23 protein-coding genes and 1 pseudogene are annotated in these 25,737 nt (G+C 59.3%); 12 read left to right on the forward strand and 12 right to left on the reverse strand.

The window, feature by feature from the left end; translation table 11 throughout:
* Positions 1–34 precede the first annotated feature (34 nt).
* From AACY18_RS13050 to AACY18_RS13065, 4 genes and pseudogenes are all read left to right on the forward strand, one after another.
* Positions 35–617: pseudogene (locus tag AACY18_RS13050) on the forward strand (MFS transporter); the annotation flags it as partial.
* A gap of 155 nt (positions 618–772) precedes the next feature.
* Complete coding sequence (locus AACY18_RS13055) at positions 773–1,459, forward strand: HPP family protein (RefSeq protein ID WP_339465083.1); 687 nt, start codon at positions 773–775, stop codon at positions 1,457–1,459.
* A 188-nt stretch (positions 1,460–1,647) separates the two neighbouring features.
* The gene (locus AACY18_RS13060; RefSeq protein ID WP_339465084.1) at positions 1,648–2,754 is read left to right on the forward strand and encodes an enoyl-CoA hydratase/isomerase family protein; all 1,107 of its coding nucleotides are present in this window, start codon (positions 1,648–1,650) and stop codon (positions 2,752–2,754) included.
* A gap of 3 nt (positions 2,755–2,757) precedes the next feature.
* The gene (locus AACY18_RS13065; protein WP_339465086.1) at positions 2,758–3,909 is read left to right on the forward strand and encodes an acyl-CoA dehydrogenase family protein; all 1,152 of its coding nucleotides are present in this window, start codon (positions 2,758–2,760) and stop codon (positions 3,907–3,909) included.
* Positions 3,910–4,039: 130 nt separating this feature from the next.
* Here AACY18_RS13065 and AACY18_RS13070 read toward each other — a convergent pair whose 3' ends face one another.
* The 6 genes from AACY18_RS13070 to AACY18_RS13095 form a co-directional block, all read right to left on the reverse strand.
* Complete coding sequence (locus tag AACY18_RS13070) at positions 4,040–4,813, reverse strand: enoyl-CoA hydratase (RefSeq protein ID WP_339465087.1); 774 nt, start codon at positions 4,811–4,813, stop codon at positions 4,040–4,042.
* Positions 4,814–4,829: 16 nt separating this feature from the next.
* Positions 4,830–5,957, reverse strand: coding sequence for an acyl-CoA dehydrogenase (locus AACY18_RS13075; RefSeq protein WP_339465088.1), 1,128 nt, complete (start codon positions 5,955–5,957; stop codon positions 4,830–4,832).
* A 143-nt stretch (positions 5,958–6,100) separates the two neighbouring features.
* Positions 6,101–7,294 (reverse strand): acetyl-CoA C-acyltransferase, encoded by a 1,194-nt coding sequence (locus tag AACY18_RS13080; protein ID WP_339465089.1) that lies wholly within the window; start codon positions 7,292–7,294, stop codon positions 6,101–6,103.
* Between the two features lie 12 nt (positions 7,295–7,306).
* The gene (locus tag AACY18_RS13085) at positions 7,307–8,068 is read right to left on the reverse strand and encodes an SDR family NAD(P)-dependent oxidoreductase (RefSeq protein WP_339465090.1); all 762 of its coding nucleotides are present in this window, start codon (positions 8,066–8,068) and stop codon (positions 7,307–7,309) included.
* A gap of 16 nt (positions 8,069–8,084) precedes the next feature.
* A complete protein-coding gene (locus AACY18_RS13090) occupies positions 8,085–9,749 on the reverse strand; it encodes an AMP-binding protein (RefSeq protein ID WP_339465091.1) in 1,665 nt (554 codons plus the stop codon).
* 267 nt (positions 9,750–10,016) lie between these two features.
* Positions 10,017–11,033: an AraC family transcriptional regulator gene (locus AACY18_RS13095; protein WP_339465093.1), complete on the reverse strand. Its 1,017-nt coding sequence runs from the start codon at positions 11,031–11,033 to the stop codon at positions 10,017–10,019.
* A gap of 230 nt (positions 11,034–11,263) precedes the next feature.
* Here AACY18_RS13095 and efeU point away from each other — a divergent pair, with 230 nt between their 5' ends.
* Genes efeU through efeO (AACY18_RS13115) form a run of 4 tightly spaced genes read left to right on the forward strand, consistent with a single transcriptional unit; the run spans position 11,264 to position 15,484 of the window.
* The gene (gene efeU, locus AACY18_RS13100; RefSeq protein ID WP_339465094.1) at positions 11,264–12,109 is read left to right on the forward strand and encodes an iron uptake transporter permease EfeU; all 846 of its coding nucleotides are present in this window, start codon (positions 11,264–11,266) and stop codon (positions 12,107–12,109) included.
* 8 nt (positions 12,110–12,117) lie between these two features.
* Positions 12,118–13,317 carry an iron uptake system protein EfeO gene (gene efeO / locus AACY18_RS13105; RefSeq protein ID WP_339465095.1) on the forward strand — a complete coding sequence of 400 codons (1,200 nt, stop codon included), beginning with the start codon at positions 12,118–12,120 and terminating at the stop codon, positions 13,315–13,317.
* Positions 13,318–13,334: 17 nt separating this feature from the next.
* A complete protein-coding gene (gene efeB / locus AACY18_RS13110; RefSeq protein WP_339465096.1) occupies positions 13,335–14,633 on the forward strand; it encodes an iron uptake transporter deferrochelatase/peroxidase subunit in 1,299 nt (432 codons plus the stop codon).
* 26 nt (positions 14,634–14,659) lie between these two features.
* The gene (gene efeO, locus AACY18_RS13115) at positions 14,660–15,484 is read left to right on the forward strand and encodes an iron uptake system protein EfeO (protein WP_339465097.1); all 825 of its coding nucleotides are present in this window, start codon (positions 14,660–14,662) and stop codon (positions 15,482–15,484) included.
* A 151-nt stretch (positions 15,485–15,635) separates the two neighbouring features.
* Here the strand turns inward: efeO (AACY18_RS13115) and pssA are convergent, their stop codons facing one another.
* A complete protein-coding gene (pssA, locus tag AACY18_RS13120; protein WP_339465099.1) occupies positions 15,636–16,979 on the reverse strand; it encodes a CDP-diacylglycerol--serine O-phosphatidyltransferase in 1,344 nt (447 codons plus the stop codon).
* Between the two features lie 206 nt (positions 16,980–17,185).
* Between pssA and AACY18_RS13125 the strand changes: the two genes are divergently transcribed.
* The 3 genes from AACY18_RS13125 to AACY18_RS13135 all read left to right on the forward strand — a co-directional run bounded on the left by AACY18_RS13125 (position 17,186) and on the right by AACY18_RS13135 (position 19,185).
* Positions 17,186–17,749 (forward strand): TetR/AcrR family transcriptional regulator, encoded by a 564-nt coding sequence (locus AACY18_RS13125; protein WP_339465100.1) that lies wholly within the window; start codon positions 17,186–17,188, stop codon positions 17,747–17,749.
* A gap of 55 nt (positions 17,750–17,804) precedes the next feature.
* Positions 17,805–18,284 carry a nuclear transport factor 2 family protein gene (locus AACY18_RS13130; protein ID WP_339465101.1) on the forward strand — a complete coding sequence of 160 codons (480 nt, stop codon included), beginning with the start codon at positions 17,805–17,807 and terminating at the stop codon, positions 18,282–18,284.
* A gap of 121 nt (positions 18,285–18,405) precedes the next feature.
* Positions 18,406–19,185, forward strand: a complete 780-nt coding sequence (locus AACY18_RS13135; RefSeq protein WP_339465102.1) for a TSUP family transporter — start codon at positions 18,406–18,408, stop codon at positions 19,183–19,185.
* Here AACY18_RS13135 and nudC read toward each other — a convergent pair.
* The 5 genes from nudC to lpxO form a co-directional block, all read right to left on the reverse strand.
* On the reverse strand, positions 19,153–19,983 hold the full coding sequence (gene nudC, locus AACY18_RS13140) for an NAD(+) diphosphatase (RefSeq protein WP_339465103.1): 831 nt from the start codon (positions 19,981–19,983) through the stop codon (positions 19,153–19,155). The genes AACY18_RS13135 and nudC overlap by 33 nt on opposite strands.
* Before the next feature lie 6 nt (positions 19,984–19,989).
* The gene (locus AACY18_RS13145; RefSeq protein WP_221731677.1) at positions 19,990–20,802 is read right to left on the reverse strand and encodes a crotonase/enoyl-CoA hydratase family protein; all 813 of its coding nucleotides are present in this window, start codon (positions 20,800–20,802) and stop codon (positions 19,990–19,992) included.
* Between the two features lie 147 nt (positions 20,803–20,949).
* The gene (locus AACY18_RS13150; protein WP_339465104.1) at positions 20,950–22,092 is read right to left on the reverse strand and encodes a PQQ-dependent sugar dehydrogenase; all 1,143 of its coding nucleotides are present in this window, start codon (positions 22,090–22,092) and stop codon (positions 20,950–20,952) included.
* Between the two features lie 52 nt (positions 22,093–22,144).
* Positions 22,145–22,465 (reverse strand): hypothetical protein, encoded by a 321-nt coding sequence (locus AACY18_RS13155; RefSeq protein ID WP_339465105.1) that lies wholly within the window; start codon positions 22,463–22,465, stop codon positions 22,145–22,147.
* A gap of 253 nt (positions 22,466–22,718) precedes the next feature.
* On the reverse strand, positions 22,719–23,618 hold the full coding sequence (gene lpxO, locus AACY18_RS13160; RefSeq protein WP_339465106.1) for a lipid A hydroxylase LpxO: 900 nt from the start codon (positions 23,616–23,618) through the stop codon (positions 22,719–22,721).
* A gap of 383 nt (positions 23,619–24,001) precedes the next feature.
* Between lpxO and AACY18_RS13165 the strand changes: the two genes are divergently transcribed.
* Positions 24,002–25,588 (forward strand): ABC-F family ATPase, encoded by a 1,587-nt coding sequence (locus AACY18_RS13165; protein WP_339465107.1) that lies wholly within the window; start codon positions 24,002–24,004, stop codon positions 25,586–25,588.
* The last annotated feature ends 149 nt before the right edge of the window (positions 25,589–25,737 follow it).

Below are 25,737 nucleotides of genomic sequence, written 5' to 3' on the forward strand. Positions count from 1 at the left end.
CGCGCCAACCGAGCGCTGAAATAAGGACATAGAGATGATGGGTGTGGTGATTGCCGGTATCCAGCCACAGGCCCCCTTCATCGTTGCCGGCATGATCGCCATTGGCAGCATTTTTTTGCTGCTCGGTGTCTCACTGGAGGCAAAGCCAATATCAACGGTCGGTCAGCCACAAAGCTTTGTGAAGACCCTGATCATCCTGAAGAACGACCGCACGATGATCCTGTTCACCCTCGGTTGCCTGCTCAGCACGCTGGTACCTGCACTTCTGGATTGCGGCGGGCACTGCATTGTTCATCGTTGGCCTGATCGGCTTCAGTCTGGCTGACAGCCTCGTCGGCTGGTGCGTGGCGATGTTCATCTTCACCCTCGGCGAGATGATCATTTACCCGGCGGATTTCCTCTTCGTCGACACCCTGGCCCCTGAAGAACTGCGCGGCAGTTACTACGGTGCACAGAACCTGGCGGCACTGGTCGGCGGTGCGAGCCCCGTAATGTGCGGTTTTCTGCTAATGCACACACCCGCGCCGAGCATGTTTTATGCCTTGAGCGCTCTGGCCGCATTAGGCGGTTACCTCTGTTACATCAGTGGTCGTCGTGTCGCTTCAGTGCAAAAATAATGCACTAAAACTGCATTAATATGAATTTGTCAGCATAGAGATTGATCGGCAAACTGTGCGCGTTCCTCCCCCAATGTTGGAACAACTTCGAGGGCTTTCCGGATTGCCGGACAAGTCCTTTTTTTTGCCCGGACTTTTTACAGGATCGGTTTCACATGCTCGCTCGCTGGTTGCCCGCCGCCATCAACACCCGCCCCACCGAATGGAGCCGCGCCGCTATCGGCATGGCGTTGGGCACGTTGTTCAGTGTGTGGCTGTGTGCGCAGGTGTTTGGCCATGAGGTGGCTTATCACCTGATCGGGCCGTTGGGTGCGTCGGCGGTGTTGCTGTTTGCCGTATCGTCCGGGGCGCTCGCCCAGCCGTGGTCGATCATCGGCGGTTATCTGTGCGCAGGTGGGGTGTCGATATTGGTTGCCCACGTACTCGGGCGAACTTTGGGTAGCGCATGCCTGGCGGCGGGCATGGCGTTGATCCTGATGTGCTGGCTGCGGTGCCTGCACCCACCGGCCGGTGCGTTGGCACTCACCTTGGTGCTGGCCGATCCCGCCACCATTGCCATGGACTGGAAAGCCATGGCGCCCGCGATGCTCGGCGCGGCGTGCATGCTGCTCAGTGCGCTGGCCTACAACAACCTCACGCGTATTCGTTATCCAAAACGCCCCGCTGAACTGGCGCCAGCGGTCGCCCCGGTCGACAGCCAGGCGATCACCGCCCAAGACCTGAAACGGGCGCTGGCCGACATGGACGCGTTCATCGACGTCACTCCTGAGGATCTTGAACGGCTGATCCACGCCAGTGAACTGCATGCCAAACGTCGCAGTATTGGTGAAGTTTTCAGCTGACAGCCACCTGCATCAATGGCGCGAGGGGGCCACTTCCCTCGCCACAACGGCAATCTTGTACCCAAGGCAAAAACGCAAACTCCCCCTGCACATATCCCCGTTGTACACGGCAAATTTGCACTGTTACGATCCGGTAACGCTCGCGCGCGAGCTTCTCGAATAAAGACAATAAAAGCAGGGAGTTAGTGATGACTGCTCAGGCTTCATCCCCGAGGACTTTGTCCATGGATGCCACGCAAAACGAAGTGCTGGCCGAGGTTCGCAACCACATCGGTCACCTGACCCTCAACCGCCCCGCCGGCCTCAATGCCATCACCCTCGACATGGTTCGCCTGCTGCAACAGCAGCTCGATGCCTGGGCCGCGGACGCCAATGTCCATGCCGTGGTACTGCGCGGTGCCGGTGAAAAAGCTTTCTGCGCCGGTGGCGACATTCGCTCGCTGTACGACAGCTTCAAAAGCGGCGACACGCTGCACGAAGATTTCTTCGTCGAGGAATACGCTCTCGACCTGACGATCCACCATTACCGCAAACCGGTGCTCGCGCTGATGGATGGTTTTGTCCTTGGCGGCGGCATGGGGCTGGTGCAAGGCGCCGATCTGCGGGTCGTCACGGAGAAGAGCCGTCTGGCGATGCCGGAAGTGGCCATCGGTTATTTCCCTGACGTCGGCGGTAGCTATTTCCTGTCGCGCATTCCCGGTGAACTGGGGATTTATCTGGGCGTCAGCGGTGTGCAGATTCGCGCCGCCGATGCACTGTATTGCGGGCTGGCCGACTGGTACGTCGACAGTGACAAACTGGCGACCCTCGATCAGCAACTCGATCATCTGCAATGGAGTGACACGCCGCTCAAGGATCTGCAGAACCAGCTCGCCAAAATGGGCGTACAAACCCTGTCCGATGCGCCATTGCAAAAACTGCGTCCGGTCATCGACCATTTCTTCGCCCTGCCGGACGTGCCGAGCATGGTCGAGCAATTGCGCGCTGTGACCGTGGCCAACAGCCACGAATGGGCGACCACTACGGCTGATCTGCTGGAAACCCGTTCGCCATTAGCCATGGCCGTGACCCTGGAAATGCTTCGTCGTGGCCGGCATCTGAGCCTGGAACATTGCTTCGCGCTGGAACTGCATCTGGATCGCCAGTGGTTCGCACGCGGTGATTTGATCGAAGGCGTGCGCGCCCTGCTGATCGACAAAGACAAGACACCTCGCTGGAACCCACCGACCCTCGCCGCGCTGGACGCTGCGCATGTCGCGAGTTTCTTCCACGGTTTTGATGAGAGCGGGAGCTGAGCCATGCACGATCTCGAACTGACTGAAGAACAAGTCATGATCCGCGACATGGCCCGGGACTTTGCCCGCGGCGAAATCGCACCCCACGCGCAAGCCTGGGAAAAGGCTGGCTGGATCGACGACGCTTTGGTGGCGCAAATGGGCGAACTGGGTTTGCTCGGCATGGTCGTGCCAGAAGAATGGGGCGGCACTTACGTCGACTATGTGGCGTATGCGTTGGCGGTCGAAGAAATCTCCGCTGGCGACGGCGCGACGGGTGCATTCATGAGCATTCACAACTCCGTCGGTTGCGGCCCGGTGCTCAATTACGGCAGTGACGCCCAGAAGCAGACCTGGTTGGCGGATCTGGCCAGCGGTCAGGTCATCGGCTGCTTCTGCCTGACCGAACCCCAGGCCGGCTCCGAAGCGCACAACCTGCGCACTCGCGCCGAACTGCATGATGGCCAGTGGGTGATCAACGGCGCCAAGCAATTCGTCAGCAACGGCAAACGGGCGAAACTGGCTATCGTGTTTGCGGTGACCGATCCGGATCTTGGCAAGAAAGGGATTTCCGCGTTTCTGGTACCGACCGATACGCCCGGTTTCATCGTCGATCGCACCGAACACAAAATGGGCATCCGCGCCTCCGACACCTGCGCGGTGACGCTGAACAACTGCAGCATTCCCGAGGCCAACCTGCTCGGTGAGCGCGGCAAGGGTCTGGCGATTGCCCTGTCCAACCTTGAAGGCGGACGCATCGGCATCGCTGCGCAGGCGCTCGGCATCGCCCGTGCGGCGTTTGAAGCGGCGCTGGCTTACTCGCGTGATCGGGTGCAGTTCGGCAAACCGATCAACGAGCATCAGAGCATCGCCAATCTGCTGGCCGACATGCACATGCAATTGAACGCAGCGCGGCTGATGATCCTGCATGCGGCGCGGCTGCGCACGGCGGGCAAGCCGTGCCTGTCAGAGGCTTCACAGGCCAAGTTGTTTGCTTCGGAAATGGCCGAGAAGGTCTGTTCGTCAGCGATTCAGATTCATGGCGGGTATGGGTATCTGGAGGATTATCCGGTCGAGAAGTATTACCGCGATGCGCGGATTACCCAGATTTATGAAGGGTCGAGTGAAATTCAGCGAATGGTGATTGCCCGGGAATTGAAGAACTACCCGCTATAACCGTGCGGGCCTCCTCCCGGTGGAGAGGCGGCCCAATGGTCAAACCCCCAAAAGCTTCGCGGGCAAGCCCGCTCCCACAAGGTTCTGTGCAGCCCTGTGAGGGCGGGTTTGCCCGCGATAGCGTCAGTAATTACTTGCCCTGGAACTCCGGCGCCCGCTTGGCCACGAACGCCGCCATCCCTTCCTTCTGATCCTGTGTGGCAAACGCGGCATGGAACACCCGGCGCTCAAAACGTACGCCTTCCGTCAGGTTGACCTCGAACGCTCGGTTGACGCTTTCTTTGGTCATCATTGCAATCGGCAGCGACTTGCTGGCAATGACGGCGGCCACCTTCAGCGCTTCATCCAGCAGTTCATCACTGGGCACGATCCGCGCGACGATGCCGCAGCGCTCGGCTTCCACGGCATCGATCATGCGCCCGCTCAGGCACATTTCCATGGCCTTGGCTTTGCCCACGGCACGGGTCAGGCGCTGGGTGCCGCCCATGCCCGGCAGGACGCCGAGGTTGATTTCCGGCTGGCCGAACTTGGCGTTGTCGCCGGCCAGAATAAAGTCGCACATCAACGCCAGTTCACAGCCCCCGCCAAGGGCGAAGCCGTTGACCGCTGCGATGATCGGCTTGCGTCGATTGGCGACACGGTCGCTGTCGCTGAACAGATCGTCCATGTAGATCTGCGGATAGGTCAGCTCGGCCATTTCCTTGATGTCGGCACCGGCCGCGAAGACTTTCTTCGAACCGGTGAGGACGATGCAACCAATGTTCGCGTCAGCTTCCAGCCCATCGAGCGCATGGTTCACTTCGCTGACCAGTTGCGCGTTCAGCGCGTTCAGCGCCTGCGGGCGGTTCAGGGTGATCAGGCCAACGCGGCCGTGGATTTCCAGCAGAATCGTTTCGTAAGTCATGAATAAAAACTCCTTCTCAAAGATTGCGCGAAATGACCATGCGCTGAATATCACTGGTGCCTTCGTAGATCTGGCAGACACGCACGTCGCGGTAGATGCGCTCCAGCGGGAAGTCGTTGAGGTAACCGTAACCGCCCAGGGTTTGCAATGCCATCGAGCAGACCTTCTCGGCCATTTCCGAGGCGAACAACTTGGCCATCGACGCCTCGACCAAGGCCGGTTGACCACTGTCACGCAGGGCGGCAGCGTAATGCACCATTTGCCGCGCAACGGCGATCTGCGTGGCCATGTCAGCGAGGCGGAACGCCACGGCCTGATGCTCGATGATCGGCTTGCCGAAGGTGTCCCGCTCGCGGGCGTAATCGCGCGCGGCTTCGAACGCGGCGCGGGCCATGCCCACCGATTGCGAAGCAATGCCGACGCGCCCGCCCTCAAGGTTGGCCAAGGCGATCTTGTAGCCCTCGCCCTCCTCGCCCAAACGGTTCGCGACTGGGACTTTGACGTCTTCGAAGAGAATCTGGCAGGTGTCCGAAGCATGCTGGCCGAGCTTGTCTTCAACGCGGGCCACTTTGTAGCCCGGCGAATCGGTCGGCACGATAAGCGCGGTGATTCCGCGTTTTCCGGCACTCGGATCGGTCACCGCAAACACAATGACGACCCCGGCGTTTTGCCCGGACGTGATGAACTGTTTGCAGCCATTGAGCACGTAGTGATCACCTTCCAGGCGTGCACGGGTTTTCAGGCTGCTCGCATCGGAACCGGCTTGCGGCTCGGTCAGCGCGAACGCGCCGAGCATCGCGCCGCTGGCCAGCGGTTTGAGGAAGCGCTCGCGCTGATCGTCGTTGCCAAACTTGAGAATGGGCACGCACCCCACCGAGTTGTGCACGCTCATGATGGTCGAGCAGGCGCCGTCGCCGGCCGCGATTTCTTCCAGGGCCATGGCATAGGCCAGGTAACCGGTGTCGCAACCGCCCCACTGCTCCGGCACGAGCATGCCGAAGAAGCCCAGTTCGGCCATTTCGCCGATGGCTTCCTTGGGAAACCGGTGTTCGCGATCCCACTCGGCGGCGAACGGTTTCAGCCGCTCCTCGGCAAACTGCCGGGCCATGTCGCGGATCTGGTTTTGGTCTTCGTTGGCAATCATGGTGAATCCTTAAATCCGGGGGTGACTACACAGAACCCTGTGGGGGGGGCTTGCTCCCGAAAGCGGTGTGTCATTCAAAAGTGATGTGCCTGACACAGCCACTTCGGGAGCAAATCTCCTCCCAGCGTTGGGAATGGTTGGCCTTAGTAGACGCATTCCACGGCCATGGCCGTCGCTTCGCCGCCGCCGATACAAATTGCCGCGATACCGCGTTTGAGGTTTCTCTGGCGCAAGGCCGAGAGCAAGGTCACCAGAATCCGCGCGCCGGATGCACCGATCGGATGGCCCAAGGCACAGGCGCCGCCGTGCACGTTGAGTTTGTCGTGAGGAATTTCCAATTGAGTCATCGCCGCCATGCCGACCACAGCAAACGCTTCGTTGACCTCGAACAGATCAACGTCGCCCAGCGACCAACCGGTTTTCTTGATCAATTTCTTGATCGCACCAACCGGCGCCACCGGGAACAGGCCCGGGGTGTCGGCGAACGCTGCGTGGCCGTGAATCACCGCCAGCGGTTTCAAACCGAGTTTCTGCGCCTGCGACTGACGCATCAGCACCAGTGCAGCGGCGCCATCAGAGATCGAACTGGCGTTCGCCGCCGTCACCGTGCCGCCTTCGCGGAACGCAGGCTTCAGTGAGGCGATCTTGTCGAGTTTGGCTTTCGGCGGTTGTTCATCGTGGCTGATCAGCACCTGCTCTTTGCCAACGGTCACGGTCAGCGGGACGATTTCGGCCTTGAAGCTGCCGTCCTTGATCGCTTGCTGGGCGCGGGTGGTCGAAGCGATAGCGAACGCGTCCTGGGCTTCACGGCTAAAGTGATGGGTTTGGGCGCAATCTTCGGCGAAGGTGCCCATCAGCCGGCCTTTGTCGTAGGCATCTTCGAGCCCGTCGAGGAACATCGAATCAAGCACGCGGCCATGGCCCATGCGGTAACCGGCGCGGGCACGATCCAGCAGATAAGGCGAGTTGGACATGCTTTCCATGCCGCCGGCAATGACCACATCGGCGCTGCCAGCGACCAACATGTCGTGGGCGAGCATGGTGGTTTCCATGCCTGAGCCACACATTTTGTTGACCGTGGTGCAACGGGTCGATTTATCCAGCCCGGCGCCCAGTGCGGCCTGACGCGCAGGCGCCTGACCGAGGCCTGCCGGCAATACGCAACCGAACAGCACTTCGTCGACCGAGTCGCTGGCAACACCTGCACGCTCCACCGCCGCCTTGATCGCGGCAGCGCCGAGTTGTGGCGCGGTGAGGCTTTTCAGTTCGCCTTGAAAGCCGCCCATGGGGGTGCGGACAGCGCTGACGATGACAATCGGATCGTTGGAAAGGGTCATGACAAATCCTCCTTACTTGGCGGCCATGCGCAAGGCACCGTCGAGACGGATCACCTCACCGTTGAGCATGCTGTTTTCGATGATATGCCGAACCAGTGCGGCGTACTCGGCAGGCTTGCCCAGACGCGGCGGGAACGGCACACCAGCGGCCAGCGAGTCGCGTACTTCCGAGGTCATGCCGGCCATCATCGGGGTTTCGAAAATGCCCGGAGCGATGGTCATCACACGAATGCCGAAGCGGGCCAGTTCGCGGGCGGCCGGCAAGGTCAGGCTGGCGATGGCGCCTTTGGACGCCGAATAGGCGGCCTGACCGATCTGGCCATCGAATGCCGCCACCGAGGCGGTGTTGATGATCACGCCACGTTCGCCGTCAGCATTGGCTTCGCTTTCGGCAATCGCCGCAGCGGCCAGACGCAGCATATTGAAGCTGCCGATCAGGTTGACGTTGATCACCTGGGCAAAACTGGCCAGCGCATGCGGGCCGTTCTTGCCGAGGATCTTTTCGCCACGCACGATACCGGCGCAGTTGACCAGACCGTTCAGGCTGCCGAAGGCTTTGACGGTCGCCTGCACGGCGGCTTCGGCAGCAGCTTCGTTGCTGATGTCGGCCACCACGCTGTGCGCACCGAGGCGTTCGGCTTGCGCGGCAACCGCTTCGGCATTCATGTCCACCAGCATCACTTTGACGCCTGCATTGACCAGCAGTTCAGCGGTGGCCGCACCCAGGCCCGACGCGCCGCCGGTGACGATAAAAACCTTGTTCTCGATCTGCATGACTGTTTCCTTGGATTCAAGCTGAAACGTTCTTCGCCGCGGCCTCTTGAGCCTTGGCGATTTCCTGGTTGCGCAAGATAAAGCGCTGTAATTTGCCGCTCGGGGTTTTGGGCAACTCACTGACAAATTCGATTTCACGCGGGTAGGAATGCGCGGCCAGACGCTTGCGTACGTGTTGGCGCAGCTCTTCGGCCAACTCCGGCGCGGCGCGGTATTGCGCGCTGAGCACGACGAACGCTTTGACCAGTTCAGTACGCTCCGGGTCGGGCTTGCCGACCACCGCCGCTTCGACCACGGCCGGGTGTTCGATCAACGCACTTTCGACGTCGAACGGGCCGACGCGATAGCCAGAGGTAGTGATCACGTCGTCGCTGCGACCGACGAAACTGATGCTGCCGTCCGGGTTCCATTCCACGGTGTCGCCACTCAGGTAGTAATCGCCAATGAAGGCTTTGGTCGGCACGCCTTCGTAACCGGCAAACCAGCACATCGGCGACCTGGGCCGGTCGATGGCGAGGATGCCGGGCTGGCCGACACCGAGCTCGTTGCACTGCTCATCAAGCACGGCGATGCGATGACCCGGCGAGGTAAACCCGGCAGCGCCAACATGAACAGGGTGTTCGAGGCCGTGGTGATTGCACAGGACCATGCCCAGTTCGGTCTGGCCGTAATGGTCGTGTATGACCACGTCGAGGTGGTCGGCGAACCAGCGGATCACTTCCGGGTTCAGCGGCTCGCCGGCGCTGCTGACGATGCGCAGTTTGCCCTTGATCGACTTGGCGAACTCGTCACCGCCGGCAATCAGCAAGCGATACGCCGTTGGCGAACCGGTGAGGTTGGTGATGCCGTACTTGTTGATCACCCTGCAGGTACTTTCCAGGGTAAACGGGCCGTCGTAGAAGGTGATCGGGTGGCCCATCGACATAGGGCCGGTGACGCCGTAATAGATGCCGTAGGCCCAGCCCGGATCGGCGACGTTCCAGAACGCATCTTCCGGGCGCAGATCCACGGCATCGCGAGTGTAGCTCTGGAACGCGACGATGGCTTTGAGCGGCACCGACAGCGCTTTCGACGGGCCGGTGGTGCCCGAGGTGAACATCAACAGGAACGGGTCTTCGCCAGTCAGCAGCACCGGTTCGCAGGCATTGGAATAATGAGCCAGTTCGGCCCAGAAACTGAAATCGCCCCGGACGATGCCCTGCCCTTTGGCGCCACTGACGGTGACCAGCGTCGGGCAGTCTGCAACTTCCGTGAGTTTCGGTCGGTTGACGGCGTCAGTGACCACGATTTTGGCGCCGGAGCTGTTCAGGCGATGTTCGAGGGCCTTGGGGCCGAACGCGGTGAACAGCGGCTGATACACCGCGCCGATACGCCAGGTGGCAAACACGGTGATGAGCAATTCGATGTTGCGTGGCAGCAGGCCGGCAACCTTGTCGCCCTTCTGCACGCCTTGGGCGAGGAGAAAATTGGCGAAACGCGCGGCTTTGTCCTGCAAGTCGCTGAAGGTGTAGGTCGCGCTGGCGCCGTCGCGGCCTTCCCAGAACAGCGCGATGCGCCCCGGCAATGCATGACGGTCGCAACATTCGACGCAGGCGTTGAGCGCCTCAAGCGTTGCGCTGAGCGCGGCATCGACGGTGTGCTGATAGTTGAACTGTTCGGTGGCAGACAAGTAATCGCGCATTGCCAGAATCCCTCTGTGTTTTTATTAGGCTGGGAACCGTAAACAACACAGCGATAGTCGCGCTGTGGTGGGCTTGGGGCAATGGTCAAAGCCATCAAAGTGGCTGACTGGTTTGGCCAAGCGCTGGTAAGTGTGCTGCCCGTTCCGGCCTCTTCGGGAGCGGGTCTGTTTCCACAGGGGAATGCATTTCAAGCTGAGGGAGCTGATCTGAACTGTGGGAGGGGGATTGCTCCCGAAGGCGTCGGGCCGGGCGACGGATGATCTGGATCAGACCGCCTCATTCAGGATCAACGTGCGATAGTGCCCAGGATTGGACCCCGACCACTTGCGAAACGCTTTGTAGAACGAACTGGCATCGGCAAACCCTAGCCGCGCTGCGATCTCGACAAAACTGATCGAAGGCTCCGCCAGCCACATAATCGCCAACTCCTTGCGCACACTGTCCTTGAGGCCTTGATACGTCTGCCCCTCCTCCGCCAGGCGTCGGCGCAACGTTGAAGCCGACATGCACAATTGCTGCGCCAGCGCTTCGGTTTCAGGCCAGCTCTCGGCGGGCAACTGACGCAAATCCTGTTTGATCCGACTGGCAAAGCTTTGTGGGTCGCGGTACTTCACCAGGATGTTGGCCGGCGCGTGGGCCAGGAAACGTTGCAACTCCTCGACACTGCGTTTGATCGGTAGATCCAGCACGTCGGCCGCGAAGATCATCCGTGTGCGAGGTCGGTCGAACCGCAGGTTTTCCGAAAACATCACTCGATAATCATCGGTGAAGTCCGGTTCCGGGCAGCGCAGTTCGATGGCCATGATCGGGATACGTCGCCCGGCCAGCCAGCAGGCAACACCGTGGACGATCATCCAGTAGGTGAAATAGGTAAAGGCGCGGGCGGGTTCAGGTTCGTCTTCAAGCAAAACGATTTCCGCGAGGCTCTGCTGATGCACCAGTTGCGCAGGCAGACGTTCAAGCATCAGCGACAGAAATCCCAGGCCGCTGCTCAAACCGGCAGCAAGTGTCGGTTGCGCCATCGCGCTACGACAGAGGAACTCAAGGCTGCCTGACTTGAGCTTGCGCGGGTCCATGCCGAAAAACTCGTCATCGCCGCGCCGCGCCAGCAAGCGCCAGAGTTTGGCGTATTGCGAGGCCGCTACTCGGCCATCGCCTGCGTGCAGCAAGGCTGGAGCAATGCCGACCTTGTTCAAGACGTCTTCAGTGGCCGCGCCCGGGGCACAGCTCTGCAGCAGTGCTTCACGCACCAATTGAACGGCGATGGTGTCTTTTTCCGACATGGAGCGAGGCAGACCTGGTTGTTTTTGACTGTGCGGCATCTTAACGCAGGACTTGAATTCAACACGAATCAACCGTGGTTGCGAGCAAGCCCGCTGCTCCAGAGACCTGCGCAGCACAAAAATCAGGATTGTTCAGCTAACGTTCAGGTTTATGCCAATCAGTTTCATTTGCGAATGAGTGTCATTATGTTACAACTTGTAACTTCTTCGAACGACCTATTGGATACCGAATGCTTGTCCCCTTCCTGATCATGCTGCGCGAAGGCATTGAAGCCGCGCTGATCGTTGGCATCATCGCCAGCTACCTGCAACAGACCGGCCGTGGCCAATGGATGCCCGCCGTGTGGATCGGCGTATTTCTCGCCGCCGCGCTAGCGCTGCTGGTGGGTGGCGGGCTGGAACTGGTCAGTGCCGAGTTCCCGCAAAAGCAGCAGGAGCTGTTCGAAGGCATGGTCGGGCTGGTGGCCGTGGGGGTTCTAAGCGCCATGGTCTTCTGGATGCGCAAGGTCGCGCGCTCGATCAAACACTCGCTGCACGCCTCGCTGGACGAAGCGCTGACCTCTTCCAGACACCAGGTCATCGCGCTGATCGCCATGGTGTTCTTCGCCGTGGCCCGCGAAGGTCTGGAAACGGTGTTCTTCCTGCTCGCCGTGTTCCAACAGAGCGAAGGCCCCGGCGCGCCGATTGGCGCCCTGCTCGGCCTGATGCTGGCCATCGTTGTTGGGTTCCTGATCTACAGCGGCAGCATGCGCCTCAACCTTTCTGCGTTTTTCAAGTGGACCGGGCTGTTCATTCTCGTCGTCGCTGCGGGGATTCTCGCCAACTCGGTGCAGGCGCTGCATGAAGCCGGGCTGTGGAATCACCTGCAAACCGTAGTTTTTGACTTCAGTGCCACGCTGCCGATGGGCGGGCCGCTGGGTTCAGTGCTGGCCGGCATGTTCGGTTATCAGGACACCCCAACCCTCAGCACCCTTGGCGCTTATCTGATCTACCTGATGGTGGCGCTGGTGGTGTTTTTCCTCCCGGCTGCACCGACCCAACCCGTCGCACAACCGAATTCTGTTTCCAGCCAATAAGGGCACCCATGTCAAAGCCTAATACTCCCCAGGCCTCGCCTCCCCGCGCCTTGCGTTGGGCGGTGGCCGGCTCGGTGATCGTGATGGTCGCCGCCGGTGGCCTGTTCTATTACGCCTCGCAATTGGCGGCGGCCAAACGAAAGCACAACCTCAACGAAGTGGTGGTCAACATTCATCCGGGCAACTGCGAGCCCAATGAATTGAGCGTACCGGCCGGCCGCGCCAGTTTCCGTATCGTCAACCGCTCCGAGCGAGCAGTGGAATGGGAAATCCTCGACGGCGTGCTGGTGGTCGAGGAGCGCGAGAATATTGCGCCGGGCCTGAGCCAGGCAATCAACGCCAACCTGCAACCCGGCGACTACGCGATCACGTGTGGCCTGCTGAGCAATCCGCGCGGCACTTTACATGTCACGCCCACAGCTGCTTCTGACGCCGCGGCCAAAGCCAAGCCCTCGATGATCGCCTTTGTCGGGCCGTTGTCGGAGTTCCGCGTGTATCTGGCCAGCCAGGGCAGCGCGCTGATCAAAGCCGTGACCGTGCTTGATCAGGCGATCGCCAGCGGCGACTTGAGCCAAGCGCAAGCGGCGTATCTGCCGGCTCGTGCGGCCTATCAACACCTGGCTCCTGCTGCGCAGCGTCTGGCCGAACTGGATAACAGCATCAACGCCCGCGCCGATTACTTTGAAAAACGCGAGCAGGATCGAGCCTTTGTCGGTTTCCACCGGATCGAATACGGCCTGTTCCAGCAAGGAAAACTCGACGATCTCGCACCGGTTTCTCAGCGCTTGCTGACCGACGTCACCACGCTCAAACAGCAATTGCTCGCCCAGTCGCTACCACCGGAACAACTGGTCAACAGCGTCGTGCGCAACCTCAGCACACTCGCCGACGTCCGCGCCGCCAGCGGTGAAGAAGAGCGCTACAGCCACAGCGACCTCAACGGTTTTGCCGCCAACCTGCAAACCGCACACAAAGTCGTGGACCTGCTGCGACCGATGCTGAGCAAGTCTGCTGCCGATCTGTTACCGAAAGTCGACAAGGCTCTGGCGGACTTCGATACCGAACTCAACACCTACAAGATCAAGGACGGCTACGCCCGCTACGACACGGTCAGCGGCGAACAACGCAAACAGATTGCCGACAAGGCTCAGGCTCTGGCCCGCGCGCTTGATGGCATCGATCCCGCCCTCGGCCTCTCCGGCCTGTAAGCAGAAGACGAGTACCGATGAAAGATTCAGAACAACTCAACCTGCAGCGTCGCCGTGTCCTGATGGGCATGGGGGCCGCCGGTGTCGCCCTCGCGGGTTCGGCCCTGAGCTGCCCGGCCATGGCCGCCGCACCGGCGCAAGTCACCGAAGCACCGAGCAGCGACAAGACTGAAGACCGCCACGATTTCCACGGCGTACACCAGACCGGCATCGTCACCCCGCGCCCAGCCTCGGGCATGCTGGTGTCGTTCGATGTACTGGCCAGTGATCGCGAAGACCTCGAACGACTGTTTCGCACCCTCAACGAGCGCATCGCCTTTCTGATGAAGGGCGGCCCCGTGGCACAGATTGACCCGAAACTGCCGCCCCCGGATTCCGGCATCCTCGGCCCGGTGGTCACGCCGGATAACCTGACCATCACCGTTTCGGTGGGTGAGTCGCTGTTCGATGAGCGCTTCGGCCTCGCCGACGCCAAACCCAAGCGTCTGATCCGCATGGTCGGTTTCCCCAACGATGCACTGGACGCCGACTGCTGCCACGGTGACCTCAGCCTGCAGTTTTGTGCCAACACCGCCGACACCAACATTCATGCCCTGCGCGACATTGTGAAGAACCTGCCTGATCTGCTGCTGGTGCGTTGGAAACAGGAAGGTAGCGTGCCGCCACAAGCCCCGGCCAAACCCGGTGTGCCGGCGCAGTCGGCGCGCAACTTCCTCGGTTTCCGGGATGGTTCAGCCAACCCCGATTCCACCGACGGCAAAGCCATGGACCGCGTGGTCTGGGTGCAACCGGACAGCGATGAACCTGCCTGGGCCGTGCATGGCAGCTATCAAGCGGTGCGGATCATCCGCAACTTCGTCGAGCGCTGGGATCGCACGCCGTTGCAGGAGCAGGAAAGCATCATCGGTCGGGTCAAAACCACTGGCGCGCCGATGGGGGCCCGACATGAAACCGAAGTCCCGGATTACAGCAAAGATCCGGCCGGCAAGCTGACCAAACTCGACGCGCACATTCGCCTGGCTAACCCGCGTACCGCTGCGAGCCAGGCCAACCTGATCCTGCGTCGGCCGTTCAACTATTCCAACGGGGTAAACAAGAACGGTCAGCTTGACATGGGGTTGCTGTTCATCTGCTACCAGGCCGACCTGGAAAAAGGCTTTATCACCGTGCAGACCCGCCTCAATGGCGAACCGCTTGAGGAATACCTCAAACCCGTCGGCGGCGGTTACTTCTTCACGCTTGCGGGCGTTACGGGCGACAAGGACTTCATCGGTCGCTCGCTGCTTAATGCCACACAACCGAAAACCGCTGCCTAAAACAATCAAGACACTGGAGCCGCCCCATGAAAAAAACGCCACTCGCGCTATTACTGACCCTTGGCTTGCTCAACACCCCGCTGTCGGCTTTCGCAGCGACCTCTGCACTGGATCTGGTCGGGCCGGTGTCGGACTACAAGATCTACGTCACCGAACAACTCGATGAGCTGGCCAGCCACACTCAGCAGTTCACCGATGCGGTGAAGAAAGGCGACCTGGCGACTGCGCAAAAGCTCTATGCGCCGACCCGCGTTTACTACGAGTCGATCGAACCGATTGCCGAGCTGTTCAGTGACCTTGATGCGTCTATCGATTCGCGTGTCGACGACCACGAAAAAGGCGTGAAAGCGGAAGATTTCACCGGGTTCCACCGCATCGAGTATTCGCTGTTCTCCGAAAAGAGCACCCAAGGCCTGGATACGTTGGCGCAGGATTTGAACAAAGACGTCAAAGACCTGCAGAGCCGCGTGGCCGGTCTGACCTTCCCGCCTGAGAAGGTGGTGGGGGGGGCTGCGGCGTTGCTTGAGGAAGTTGCCGCGACCAAGATCACCGGTGAAGAAGATCGTTACAGTCACACCGACCTGTACGATTTCCAGGGCAACATCGATGGCGCGAAGAAAATCGTTGATCTGTTCCGTCCGCAGATCGAAAAACAGGACAAGGCGTTCGTCGCCAAAGTGGACAAGAACTTCGCCTCCGTGAATAAAGTTCTGGCCAAGTACAGAACCAAGGACGGTGGTTTCGAGACGTATGACAAGGTGCAGGACAACGACCGCAAAGCGCTGGTCGGGCCGGTGAATACCTTGGCTGAAGACCTGTCGACCTTGCGTGGAAAGCTGGGTCTGAACTGAGTTTTTATAGCGTTTGATACGGCCCGCTCGCGAGCAAGCCCGCCCCACATTGGATCTGTGTCGATCACCTTATTTGTGGTGAACACAGCCTTCCTGTGGGGGCGGGCTTGCTCGCGCAAGCGGTTGTGGCTGCACCGAATAGCTTGAAGCCTTACAAAATCCGGTAGAGCAACCGCTCAATCCGCACCCGGCTCACGCGCTTGAGAAACTTCGCCACCCCGCTCGGGTACTCCGGCAAGGTTTCCAGACTCTGGAAACTCTCGATACGCGTGGTATGGCGAAATATTTCCTCCAGCTCCTTCGCCCGCGGTTCCAGCCACTCGCCTTGCTGATCATCCATCAACAGCGCGTTTTCCAGATCCAGACGGAACGCCCGTGGATTGAGGTTGTTGCCGGTCAGCAGCGTATAGCGCTGATCGATCCACATGCCCTTGAGGTGATAGGTGTTGTCACCGTCACGCCACAGGTGCAGGTTCAACTGGCCGCTGTCGATGTTGCGCTGATGCCGTTTGGCAAAGCGGCGCAAGCTGATCTCGTACAGGTACGGCAATGCCGCGATGACCTTGAACGGTTCGCTTGGCGGGATGTAAAAGTCGTTGGCGGTCTTGTCGCCCACCACGATGTCGATCTTCACGCCGCGAGCCAGCGCACGGTTGACCTCACGGATCACGCCCAAAGGCAGGTTGAAGTACGGCGTGCAGATGGTCAGTTGCGTTTGCGCGCTGGCGATCAACTCGAGAATCACCCGGTTCAGCGGGTTGTTCTTGCCGACGCCAAGCAACGGACTGACCGATAGGCCAGTGTGCGCCGTACTGCCGGCGCTGGTGTCGTATGCCGCGTATTTGAGTCGACTGCGCAGATCGCCAATATAGTTGCGCAGGCTTCGGGTGGTCGGCAGGTTCGGCAAATCAAGACGGTGCACCGCTTTGGATTCGATCAGGCCGTGCTTGACCAGGTGATGCATCGAATCCGCCAGCTCAGGGCTGCGCAGGACGTGATAGCGGTCGAAACGGTACTTGTCGAACTTGTGCAGATAAACGTTGTTCAGGCTCGCACCGCTGTAGACCACACAATCGTCGATCACGAAGCCCTTCAAATGCAGCACGCCAAACAACTCGCGGGTCTGCACCGGCACACCGTAAACCGGCACTTCGCTCTGGTGGGTGCGGGTCATCTCCTGATACCACGCCGAGTTCCCCGGCTGCTTGCCGGCGCCGATCAACCCGCGCTGGGCGCGCAGCCAGTCGACCACCACAGCAATTTCAAGCTCTGGACGCTTGAGTTTGGCGGCGTGCAAGGCATCGAGGATTTCCTGACCGGCTTCGTCTTGCTGCAAATAAAGCGCGACGATGACGATACGCTGGGTCGCCTCGGCGATTTTCTCCAACAGGCAACGACGGAACTCGGCGGCACCGGACAGAATGGTCACGGCCTCGGCGGTCAGCGGAAAGCTGCGCAATTTAGGCAGCAGAGAACGTTTGAAAAGCAACGGCATAGGGCTCGCAATGGGTCGAATCCGAAGAACCCGAGAGCTTACACCATCGACTCGTTCGGGTCTTGTTACTGGCTGCAATATCCCCTTCGTGAGCAGGCTCACTCCCGCCTTTGAAAAACGATCCACGGCGAGGGCGGACTTGCTCGTGAGCGCCACTTTGAAATCAACGCTTGACCAAGGAGAACGATCATTCTACTGTTTGCCACATGAACCTGACTACTGACCCATCGACTCGCGACATCATTCTGGATGTCACCGAAAAGCTGATTTACAGAAGCGGCATCGCCGCCACTGGCATGGATCTTCTGGTGAAAACCGCCGGTGTCTCCAGAAAAAGTATCTACCGCTACTTCGCCAACAAAGAGGAGCTGACCGTCACCGCCCTGCAACGCCGTGACGTGCGCTGGATGCACTGGTACCGAAACGCCGTCGATCAGGCCGAAACCCCCGCCGATCGCTTGCTCAACCTGTTTACCGTGCTCAAGGGCTGGTTCGCTTCGGAAGGTTTCCGCGGCTGTGCGTTCATCAATACCAGCGGCGAAACCGGCGACCCTCAGGACCCGGTGCGCCAGGTCGCCAAAGAGCACAAACAGAAGCTGCTCGACTATGTGTGCGAGCTATGTACCGAACATGGCGCCAAGGATCCGCAACTGCTGGCCAAACAGATGCTGATCCTGATTGATGGCGCCATTACCGTAGCGCTTGTGATGGGTGATCACAGTGCCGCCGATAATGCGCAATGCATGGCGCGAAAGTTGTTGGACCTGTAACACCTTAATGAGCCTGACAAGTTGTTTAAACGTTGAATTTATCGGGAGACTTAACATGTCTACTGCAGCCCAGGTACGTCCACCATTGCCGCCCTTCAACCGAGATTCGGCGATCGAGAAAGTTCGTTTGGCCGAGGATGGCTGGAATTCTCGCGATCCGGAAAAGGTATCGCAGGCCTACACCCTCGATACAAAGTGGCGTAACCGCGCCGAGTTCGCCAGCAACCGCGAAGAAGCCAAGGCCTTCCTGACCCGTAAATGGGCCAAGGAACTGGATTACCGTTTGATCAAGGAACTCTGGGCCTGGTCTGACACGCGCATTGCCGTGCGTTACGCCTACGAGTGGCACGACGATTCGGGTAACTGGTTCCGTTCTTACGGCAACGAAAACTGGGAGTTCGATGAGAATGGCTTGATGTTCCAGCGCTATGCCTGCATCAACGACATGCCGATCAAGGAAAGCGATCGCAAGTTTCACTGGCCGCTGGGGCGTCGCCCGGATGATCATCCGGGGCTGTCTGATCTGGGTTTGTAATTTCACGAAGACCGCGGTGTAGACGCGAGCAGGCTAACGGCTCGCGGCAACACTTGGAAATGAGTAACATGGCGATCCTCCCCGCAGCCTAGAACTGCGCCCTGCCGAATAAGCCGATTCCATGCCTTTCGAACTCAGTGTTGACCTCACCACCCTGGCCATTCTGGCCCTCGTCGCTTTCATTGCCGGATTCATCGACGCCATCGCGGGCGGGGGCGGCCTGTTGACCACACCTGCGTTGCTGACCGCCGGCCTGCCGCCGCATCTGGTGCTGGGTACCAACAAACTCAGTTCGACCTTTGGTTCGGCCACCGCCAGTTTCACCTTTTACCGACGCAAGCTGTTTCATCCACGGCAATGGGTACACGCGATTATCGGTACCTTGGTTGGCGCGCTGGCGGGCGCCATCGTCGCCCATTACCTGCCCGCAGAATGGCTGAACAAAATGCTCCCGGTGATCGTCTTCGCGTGCGGCTTGTACCTGTTGTTCGGCGGCACACCAAAAGCGCCGCTGGACAGCGACGCACCGATCAAAAAGAAATGGCAATCAAGCCAAGGCTTCAGCCTTGGTTTCTACGACGGTGTGGCCGGCCCCGGCACGGGTGCGTTCTGGACCGTCAGCAGCCTGCTGCTCTACCCCATCGATCTGGTCAAGGCCAGCGGCGTGGCGCGCAGCATGAACTTCGTCAGCAACATTGCGGCGCTGTCGGTGTTCGTGTTTTCCGGGCAGGTGGACTGGATCATCGGCCTGAGCATGGGCCTGTCGGTGATGGTCGGCGCGTTCTTTGGCGCGCGCACCGCGATCAGCGGCGGCGCCAAGTTCATTCGCCCGGTGTTCATCACCGTGGTACTGGGTTTGACCGTGCGTCTAGCCTGGCAGCACTGGTTCAGCGTGGCCTAAGCGCCGCGCCACGTAGACGTCGATCAGGTAACGGGCAATCGATTTTGACGCCGGTAACGGCGGCAGATCATGCACGTTGAACCATTGGGCGTCTTCGATCTCGTCTTCCTGACAGACAATCTCACCGCCGGCGTATTCAGCATGGAAACCCAGCATCATCGAATGCGGAAACGGCCAGCACTGGCTGCCCATGTATTGAATGTTCTTCACCTCGATCTGCACTTCTTCACGCACCTCTCGAATCAGGCAATCTTCGGCCGACTCGCCCGGTTCGGCAAACCCGGCAAGCGTGCTATAGACGCCGGTAACGAAGCGCGGTGAGCGTGCCAGCAAAATCTCGTCGCCACGGGTGATCAGTACGATCATGCTCGGCGAAATGCGCGGGTAACTGCGCAAATCGCACAGCTGGCAATACATCGCACGCTCACGTGGCACCTGTCTCATCGCTTTCCCGCAATTGCCGCAGAAGCGATGTTCTCGAGCCCAGGTGCCGATCTGCGCGGCGTAGCCCAAGACTTTATAGATCGTGTGATCGCCATCGAGCATGAACGCCCGCAAACCTTTCCAGTTGCAACCCGGCACCTCGCTGGCACTGCGTAATTCCAGGAGGTACACCGGCTCGCCATCGAGATGGCCAATGCCATGTTCGGCGAGGGTCGACAGGTCCTGACGCTTTAGCCATTCCCGGGGGAATAGTGCGCCGTTGTCATCGAACAGAAAGCCTTCGGGGCTGCGCGCCACCGCCCAACCGCCGGGTTGATCAGTGTCCAGTACTGCAGTGGTCCAGCGAGATGTCATGGTTTCTCAATCCAGAAATTCGGGTTTCTGTTTGCTCATATGGGCGGCCATGGCCACGCGCAAATCGGTGGATTGCAACATGGCGGCGTTCCAGGTGGCAACGTATTCGAGACCGTCGTCGATGCGATGGTCGCGCATGTAGCTGATCATTTCTTTAGTGCCAGTGACCGCGATAGGCGACTTGGAAGCGATGTCGCGGGCGATATCGAAAACGCCTTCGAGCAGCACATCCTTATCGCTGTAAACACGATTGACCAGACCGATGTTACGCGCCTCTTCAGCGCCGAATGTGCGACCGGTGTAAGCCAGCTCACGCAGCATGCCGTCTCCGATGATCCGCGGCAACCGTTGCAATGTGCCAACATCAGCGGCCATGCCGATATCGATTTCCTTGATCGAGAATTGCGCGTCTTCGGCGGCGTAGCGCATGTCGCACGCGGCGATCAGGTCAATCGCGCCGCCCAGGCAGTACCCCTGAATGGCTGCCAGCACTGGTTTGCGGCAGTTGTCGACGGCGTTGAACGAGGCTTGCAGGGTCAGGATCTTGCGGCGCAGCAGGCGCGCATTGCGACCGACGTCCTTGCCCAATTCATTGGCGACGCCGGCGAGCATCATCAGGTCAATGCCGGAGGAAAAGTGTTTGCCATTACCGCTGAGCACCACCACGCGCACTTCGTCTGTGTCGTCGATCCACTGGAAGATCTCGACGATCTCGCTCCAGAAAGCGGCGTTCATCGAATTGATTTTTTCCGGACGGTTTATCTGCACATGAGCGATATTGTTGGCCAGTTCGACACTGAAGGCGGTGTATTGAGACATGGCAGTGATCCTTTACCGGGCTGAAAATGAAGCCCGAACTATAACAAGGCATCGCGGTGGCGGTTCGGCCAAATGCGGGACTGAGTAGAGTTCTGCGTTATCTGTGCCGATGTGTGGCGAGGGAACAGGCTCCCTCGCCACAGCGGGTTACTTCAGACCGATTTTGTACAGCGAACCATTCTCCTCGTCCGTCAACACGTACAGGTAGCCATCCGGCCCTTGCCGTACGTCACGGATGCGCTGCTTGAGTTCGCCGAGCAAGCGCTCCTCATGCACCACCTTGTCACCATCAAACTGCAAGCGAATCAGTTCCTGTGTCGCCAGCGCGCCGATAAACGCGTTGTGCTGCCACGGTTTAAAACGGTCGCTGTCGTAAAACGCCAACCCCGATACGCCTGGCGACTTCTCCCACACATGATGCGGCGCAATCGTGCCTTCAGCGGTTTTACCCTGAGCTTCCGGGATCGGCTGCATGGAATAGTTGATGCCGTGAGTCGCCAGTGGCCAACCGTAGTTTTTCCCCCGCTCGATGATGTTGATCTCATCACCTCCGCGCGGCCCGTGTTCATTCTCCCAAAGCGTGCCGGTCCACGGATTGAGTGCTGCGCCCTGTGGATTGCGCTGGCCGTACGACCAGATCTCGGGCCGCACGCCAGACTGACCCACGAATGGATTGTCGTCCGGTACTTTGCCGTCGGGGTAGATACGTACGACTTTGCCTTGCAGCTTGTCGAGATCCTGCGCGGTGGGCCGGTCGTTGTTTTCGCCCAGGGTGATGAACAGATAACCGTCGCGATCAAACACCAGTCGTGAACCGAAATGGTTGCCGACAGAGAGTTTCGGCTCTTGGCGGAAGATCACTTTAAAGTCCTTCAACGTTTTCAGGTCGTCCGACAGCCGCCCACGCCCTACGGCCGTCCCGGCCTTGTCCCCGACGCCGCCGCCTTCGGCGTACGACAGGTAAATCAGCCGGTCCTGTTTAAAATCTGGTGAGAGCACGACATCCAGCAAACCGCCCTGCCCTTTGGCCCAGACCTTCGGTACGCCGCTGACAGGCGCAGACAATTGACCCTCTGTACCCACCACCCGCAGGTTGCCCGGTCGCTCGGTCACCAGCATGCCTCCGCGATCCGGCAGAAAGGCCAGCGCCCACGGATGCTCGAGTCCCTGGGTAATCGTGGTGACTTCGAGGGTGCCCTGCTCGCTGTGCAATTCTTGGGTAGCGGCCAAGACCGGAGCATTGATCAGTGCGCCGACGCACAGGCTGGCCAGGAGGGTTTTACGCAACATGCACGAGTCCTTTTGTTCGTTTCAAAGGCTGGCAGAACAGCAGTCCTGCCGTTCAGCGGTTACTGCCGGAATCCCGCGAGGGAGGGTTGGGAATGAACGCGGGCGGTTTACTTGGCGACGAGCGAATCGGCTGGCCGTTGCCAATGCCACGATTCTCAACGGTGGGCTGGCGTGGCGTCGGTACGGTGTTTGGCCCTCGCATTGGCGGGGCATTGGGATGGGTGCCCTGCATGCTGTTTGGGTTGGCCCGGCGGATTGGGCTGTTGTAGGGGTTGTTGCTGTTGCCGGCAGGGCTTTGCGCCAGCAGGACATCCGCATGAACCAGACCGCCACTGAGTGTCAGGACGGTGATGCCAAGCAGAATTCGGTTCATGGGGCGGCCTCTCGATGGGCATGGAATAGAGCCTTCGAGTCCACGCTACGCCCAGGGTTCGGATTTGTTAACCCATGACCTTTAAACAACATGTAACACGGCTTGACCGAACCCTCGGAAGCCGCCAAATGACGGGGAAGTTTCGCCCTGAGCCGCGGGCACCTGAAGATCACCCGGGTAAATCAGCCTGGCTCTTACACTCTGGAAAGGCGCAGGCTTGCTCGCGAAGGCGTCGGTGGCGGCTTTATATTCATCAGATCAAGATGAAGACAGCCAGTAAACCACCGAAAATCGCCCACTTTTCCATGTAGTACCGCTTGCGGTTGCGCTTTTTCAGCTCTTTGCCGCGCAAACGAATCTTGTAGATTTTGGTAAACAACCGGTTGATCCCGCCAGTACGGTCCCCCGCATCATTCGGCGCACCCGCTGCCGACATCACAGTGCGGCTAAACCAGCCGTTGAACGCTGCGGCCCATCGATACTTCAGCGGCCGCTCGATGTCACAGAACAGGATGATCCGGTTCTTGTCGGTCTTGTTTTCAGCATAGTGAATGAACGTTTCGTCGAACATCACCGCTTCGCCATCGCGCCAGTGATAGTTCTCACCGTCGACATTGATATAGCAACCCTCATCGTTCGGCGTTTCCAGGCCCAAGTGATAACGATAAGAACCGGCATACGGGTCGCGGTGACGCACCAGTTTCGATCCCGGAGGCAACTCGGCAAACATTGCCGCCTTGATCGAACCGATGCTTTGTACCAGTTCGGTCGTTCTTGGGCACAACTTCATCGCCGACGGGTGACTGTCGCCGTACCATTTCAGGTAGAACCGCTTCCAGCCGGTTTTGAAAAACGAGTTGAATCCCACATCGTTGTATTGATCGGAACGTTTGATCTCGCCAGCGCGCAGCAGATTCTGCCCTTCTTCGCGAATCTCCTTCCAATGGGCTTGCAATGGGCTCAGATCAGGAAAGTCTGCCGGATCGAGATAAGGCTTGTTCGGCTTCTTCGAGAACAGATAGAGGAAGCAATTGATCGGCGCGAGAAACGTCGAGTGATCACTCAGTTGCCGGCCCAGTTTGTGGCGCACACGGCCACGCAGGTGTACGTATGCAATGGAAATGACATAAATAGCAGCAATGATAAGTTTCACGAAAAATCGTCACACGTCAGAAGTGAACAAACTGCGCGCACCCGGGAGCATGAACTCTGGCGTCTTATGCAGTGGTCTGAGTACACATGGCGCGTCCTTGAGCCCACGCCGTTCTAGGGCGCTAGGTGAATGGATGGCATTTTAGCCACACTTTGTAACCGATAGTGAGCCTTCATCTGTGAAAAACTGTCCCGCGATTGTGCCAATCGGCGTTCGTGGCGTGTTCGCCCTATCGTTTAAAGAGCCAGACCAGTACAATCGCCGCCAAACTTTACGCGCCCCCCTTGGTTGATGACGGGACCTCCCCGCTTCAGCGCACTTTGACTCGGGCCAAGCGCTCCGGCCGCACCCTCGCAATTCAGAATGCTTCGCAGGAAAAACTCTTGATCTCTACAGCTAACATCACGATGCAGTTCGGCGCCAAGCCGCTCTTCGAAAACGTTTCGGTCAAATTTGGCGCGGGCAACCGTTACGGCCTGATCGGCGCCAACGGTTGCGGCAAGTCGACCTTCATGAAAATCCTTGGCGGCGACCTTGACCCGTCCGGTGGTCAGGTCATGCTCGAGCCGAACGTGCGCCTGGGTAAATTGCGCCAGGATCAGTTCGCCTACGAAGAATTCACCGTGATCGACACCGTGATCATGGGTCACGAAGAGCTGTGGAAGGTCAAGGCCGAGCGCGATCGCATCTATTCGCTGCTGGAAATGACTGAAGAAGACGGCATGGCCGTGGCCGAGCTGGAAACCGAGTTCGCCGAAATGGACGGCTACACTGCCGAATCCCGTGCCGGCGAGTTGCTGCTGGGCCTGGGCATTCCACTGGAACAGCATTTCGGCCCGATGAGCGAAGTCTCGCCAGGCTGGAAACTGCGCGTATTGCTGGCTCAGGCGCTGTTCTCCGATCCGGAAGTGTTGTTGCTCGACGAACCGACCAACCACCTGGACATCAACACCATTCGCTGGCTGGAAAACATTCTGACCCAGCGCAACAGCCTGATGATCATCATCTCTCACGACCGTCACTTCCTCAACAGCGTGTGCACCCACATGGCTGACCTGGATTACGGCGAGCTGCGTCTGTTCCCGGGCAACTACGACGAGTACATGACCGTGGCGACCCAGTCCCGCGAGCAACTGCTGTCGGACAACGCCAAGAAGAAAGCGCAGATTTCCGAACTGCAATCGTTCGTCAGCCGCTTCTCGGCCAACGCCTCGAAAGCCAAGCAGGCCACTTCCCGCGCCAAGGCGATCGACAAGATCCAGTTGGCCGAGGTCAAGCCTTCGAGCCGTGTCAGCCCATTCATCCGTTTCGATCAAAACAAGAAGCTGCATCGCCAGGCCGTCATGGTCGAAAAAATGGCCAAAGGCTTCGACGGCAAGCCGTTGTTCAAGGATTTCAGCTTCCAGGTCGAAGCGGGCGAGCGCGTCGCGATCATCGGCCCGAACGGTATCGGCAAGACCACCCTGCTGCGCACCCTGGTCAACGAACTGACCCCGGATGCCGGTAGCATCAAGTGGACTGACGCCGCGGAACTGGGTTACTACGCTCAGGATCACGCGCACGACTTCGAAGACGACGTCACGCTGTTCGACTGGATGGGTCAGTGGACTCAGGGCGAGCAGATGATTCGCGGTACTTTGGGCCGCATGCTGTTCTCCAACGACGAGATCCTCAAGTCGGTCAAAGTGATTTCCGGTGGTGAGCAAGGTCGCATGTTGTTCGGCAAGCTGATCCTGCAAAAGCCGAACGTGCTGATCATGGACGAACCGACCAACCACTTGGACATGGAGTCGATCGAAGCGTTGAACCTGGCGCTGGAAAACTACCCGGGCACGCTGATCTTCGTCAGCCACGACCGTGAGTTCGTATCGTCCCTGGCTACGCGCATCATCGAGCTGAGCCCGGATGGCGTGACCGACTTCAGCGGCACCTACGATGATTACCTGCGCAGTCAGGGTGTGGTGTTCTAAGAACAGCTATTCGTTTTGAGCTTGTCTAGTCCTGAAATAGGTTTACACCTATCTCACCCTAACGCCCGATGCACTGCATCGGGCGTTTTGTATTTTAAGGACAGGTGCGGGCGCTCTTGGTTGTAGATCAAGACCGCTTCCCGCACCAT

Origin of the sequence: Pseudomonas sp. EA_65y_Pfl2_P74 (assembly GCF_963970575.1) — a bacterium.
GTDB lineage: Bacteria > Pseudomonadota > Gammaproteobacteria > Pseudomonadales > Pseudomonadaceae > Aquipseudomonas > Aquipseudomonas baetica_A.

What these genes read in the sequence shown, in the direction of transcription:
- AACY18_RS13055 (WP_339465083.1), top strand. Translation starts at nt 773, where the DNA reads ATGCTCGCTCGCTGGTTGCCCGCCGCCATCAACACCCGCCCCACCGAA.
- AACY18_RS13060 (WP_339465084.1), top strand. Translation starts at nt 1,648, where the DNA reads ATGACTGCTCAGGCTTCATCCCCGAGGACTTTGTCCATGGATGCCACG.
- AACY18_RS13065 (WP_339465086.1), top strand. Translation starts at nt 2,758, where the DNA reads ATGCACGATCTCGAACTGACTGAAGAACAAGTCATGATCCGCGACATG.
- AACY18_RS13070 (WP_339465087.1), bottom strand. Translation starts at nt 4,813, where the DNA reads ATGACTTACGAAACGATTCTGCTGGAAATCCACGGCCGCGTTGGCCTG.
- AACY18_RS13075 (WP_339465088.1), bottom strand. Translation starts at nt 5,957, where the DNA reads ATGATTGCCAACGAAGACCAAAACCAGATCCGCGACATGGCCCGGCAG.
- AACY18_RS13080 (WP_339465089.1), bottom strand. Translation starts at nt 7,294, where the DNA reads ATGACCCTTTCCAACGATCCGATTGTCATCGTCAGCGCTGTCCGCACC.
- AACY18_RS13085 (WP_339465090.1), bottom strand. Translation starts at nt 8,068, where the DNA reads ATGCAGATCGAGAACAAGGTTTTTATCGTCACCGGCGGCGCGTCGGGC.
- AACY18_RS13090 (WP_339465091.1), bottom strand. Translation starts at nt 9,749, where the DNA reads ATGCGCGATTACTTGTCTGCCACCGAACAGTTCAACTATCAGCACACC.
- AACY18_RS13095 (WP_339465093.1), bottom strand. Translation starts at nt 11,033, where the DNA reads ATGTCGGAAAAAGACACCATCGCCGTTCAATTGGTGCGTGAAGCACTG.
- efeU (WP_339465094.1), top strand. Translation starts at nt 11,264, where the DNA reads ATGCTTGTCCCCTTCCTGATCATGCTGCGCGAAGGCATTGAAGCCGCG.
- efeO (WP_339465095.1), top strand. Translation starts at nt 12,118, where the DNA reads ATGTCAAAGCCTAATACTCCCCAGGCCTCGCCTCCCCGCGCCTTGCGT.
- efeB (WP_339465096.1), top strand. Translation starts at nt 13,335, where the DNA reads ATGAAAGATTCAGAACAACTCAACCTGCAGCGTCGCCGTGTCCTGATG.
- efeO (WP_339465097.1), top strand. Translation starts at nt 14,660, where the DNA reads ATGAAAAAAACGCCACTCGCGCTATTACTGACCCTTGGCTTGCTCAAC.
- pssA (WP_339465099.1), bottom strand. Translation starts at nt 16,979, where the DNA reads ATGCCGTTGCTTTTCAAACGTTCTCTGCTGCCTAAATTGCGCAGCTTT.
- AACY18_RS13125 (WP_339465100.1), top strand. Translation starts at nt 17,186, where the DNA reads ATGAACCTGACTACTGACCCATCGACTCGCGACATCATTCTGGATGTC.
- AACY18_RS13130 (WP_339465101.1), top strand. Translation starts at nt 17,805, where the DNA reads ATGTCTACTGCAGCCCAGGTACGTCCACCATTGCCGCCCTTCAACCGA.
- AACY18_RS13135 (WP_339465102.1), top strand. Translation starts at nt 18,406, where the DNA reads ATGCCTTTCGAACTCAGTGTTGACCTCACCACCCTGGCCATTCTGGCC.
- nudC (WP_339465103.1), bottom strand. Translation starts at nt 19,983, where the DNA reads ATGACATCTCGCTGGACCACTGCAGTACTGGACACTGATCAACCCGGC.
- AACY18_RS13145 (WP_221731677.1), bottom strand. Translation starts at nt 20,802, where the DNA reads ATGTCTCAATACACCGCCTTCAGTGTCGAACTGGCCAACAATATCGCT.
- AACY18_RS13150 (WP_339465104.1), bottom strand. Translation starts at nt 22,092, where the DNA reads ATGTTGCGTAAAACCCTCCTGGCCAGCCTGTGCGTCGGCGCACTGATC.
- AACY18_RS13155 (WP_339465105.1), bottom strand. Translation starts at nt 22,465, where the DNA reads ATGAACCGAATTCTGCTTGGCATCACCGTCCTGACACTCAGTGGCGGT.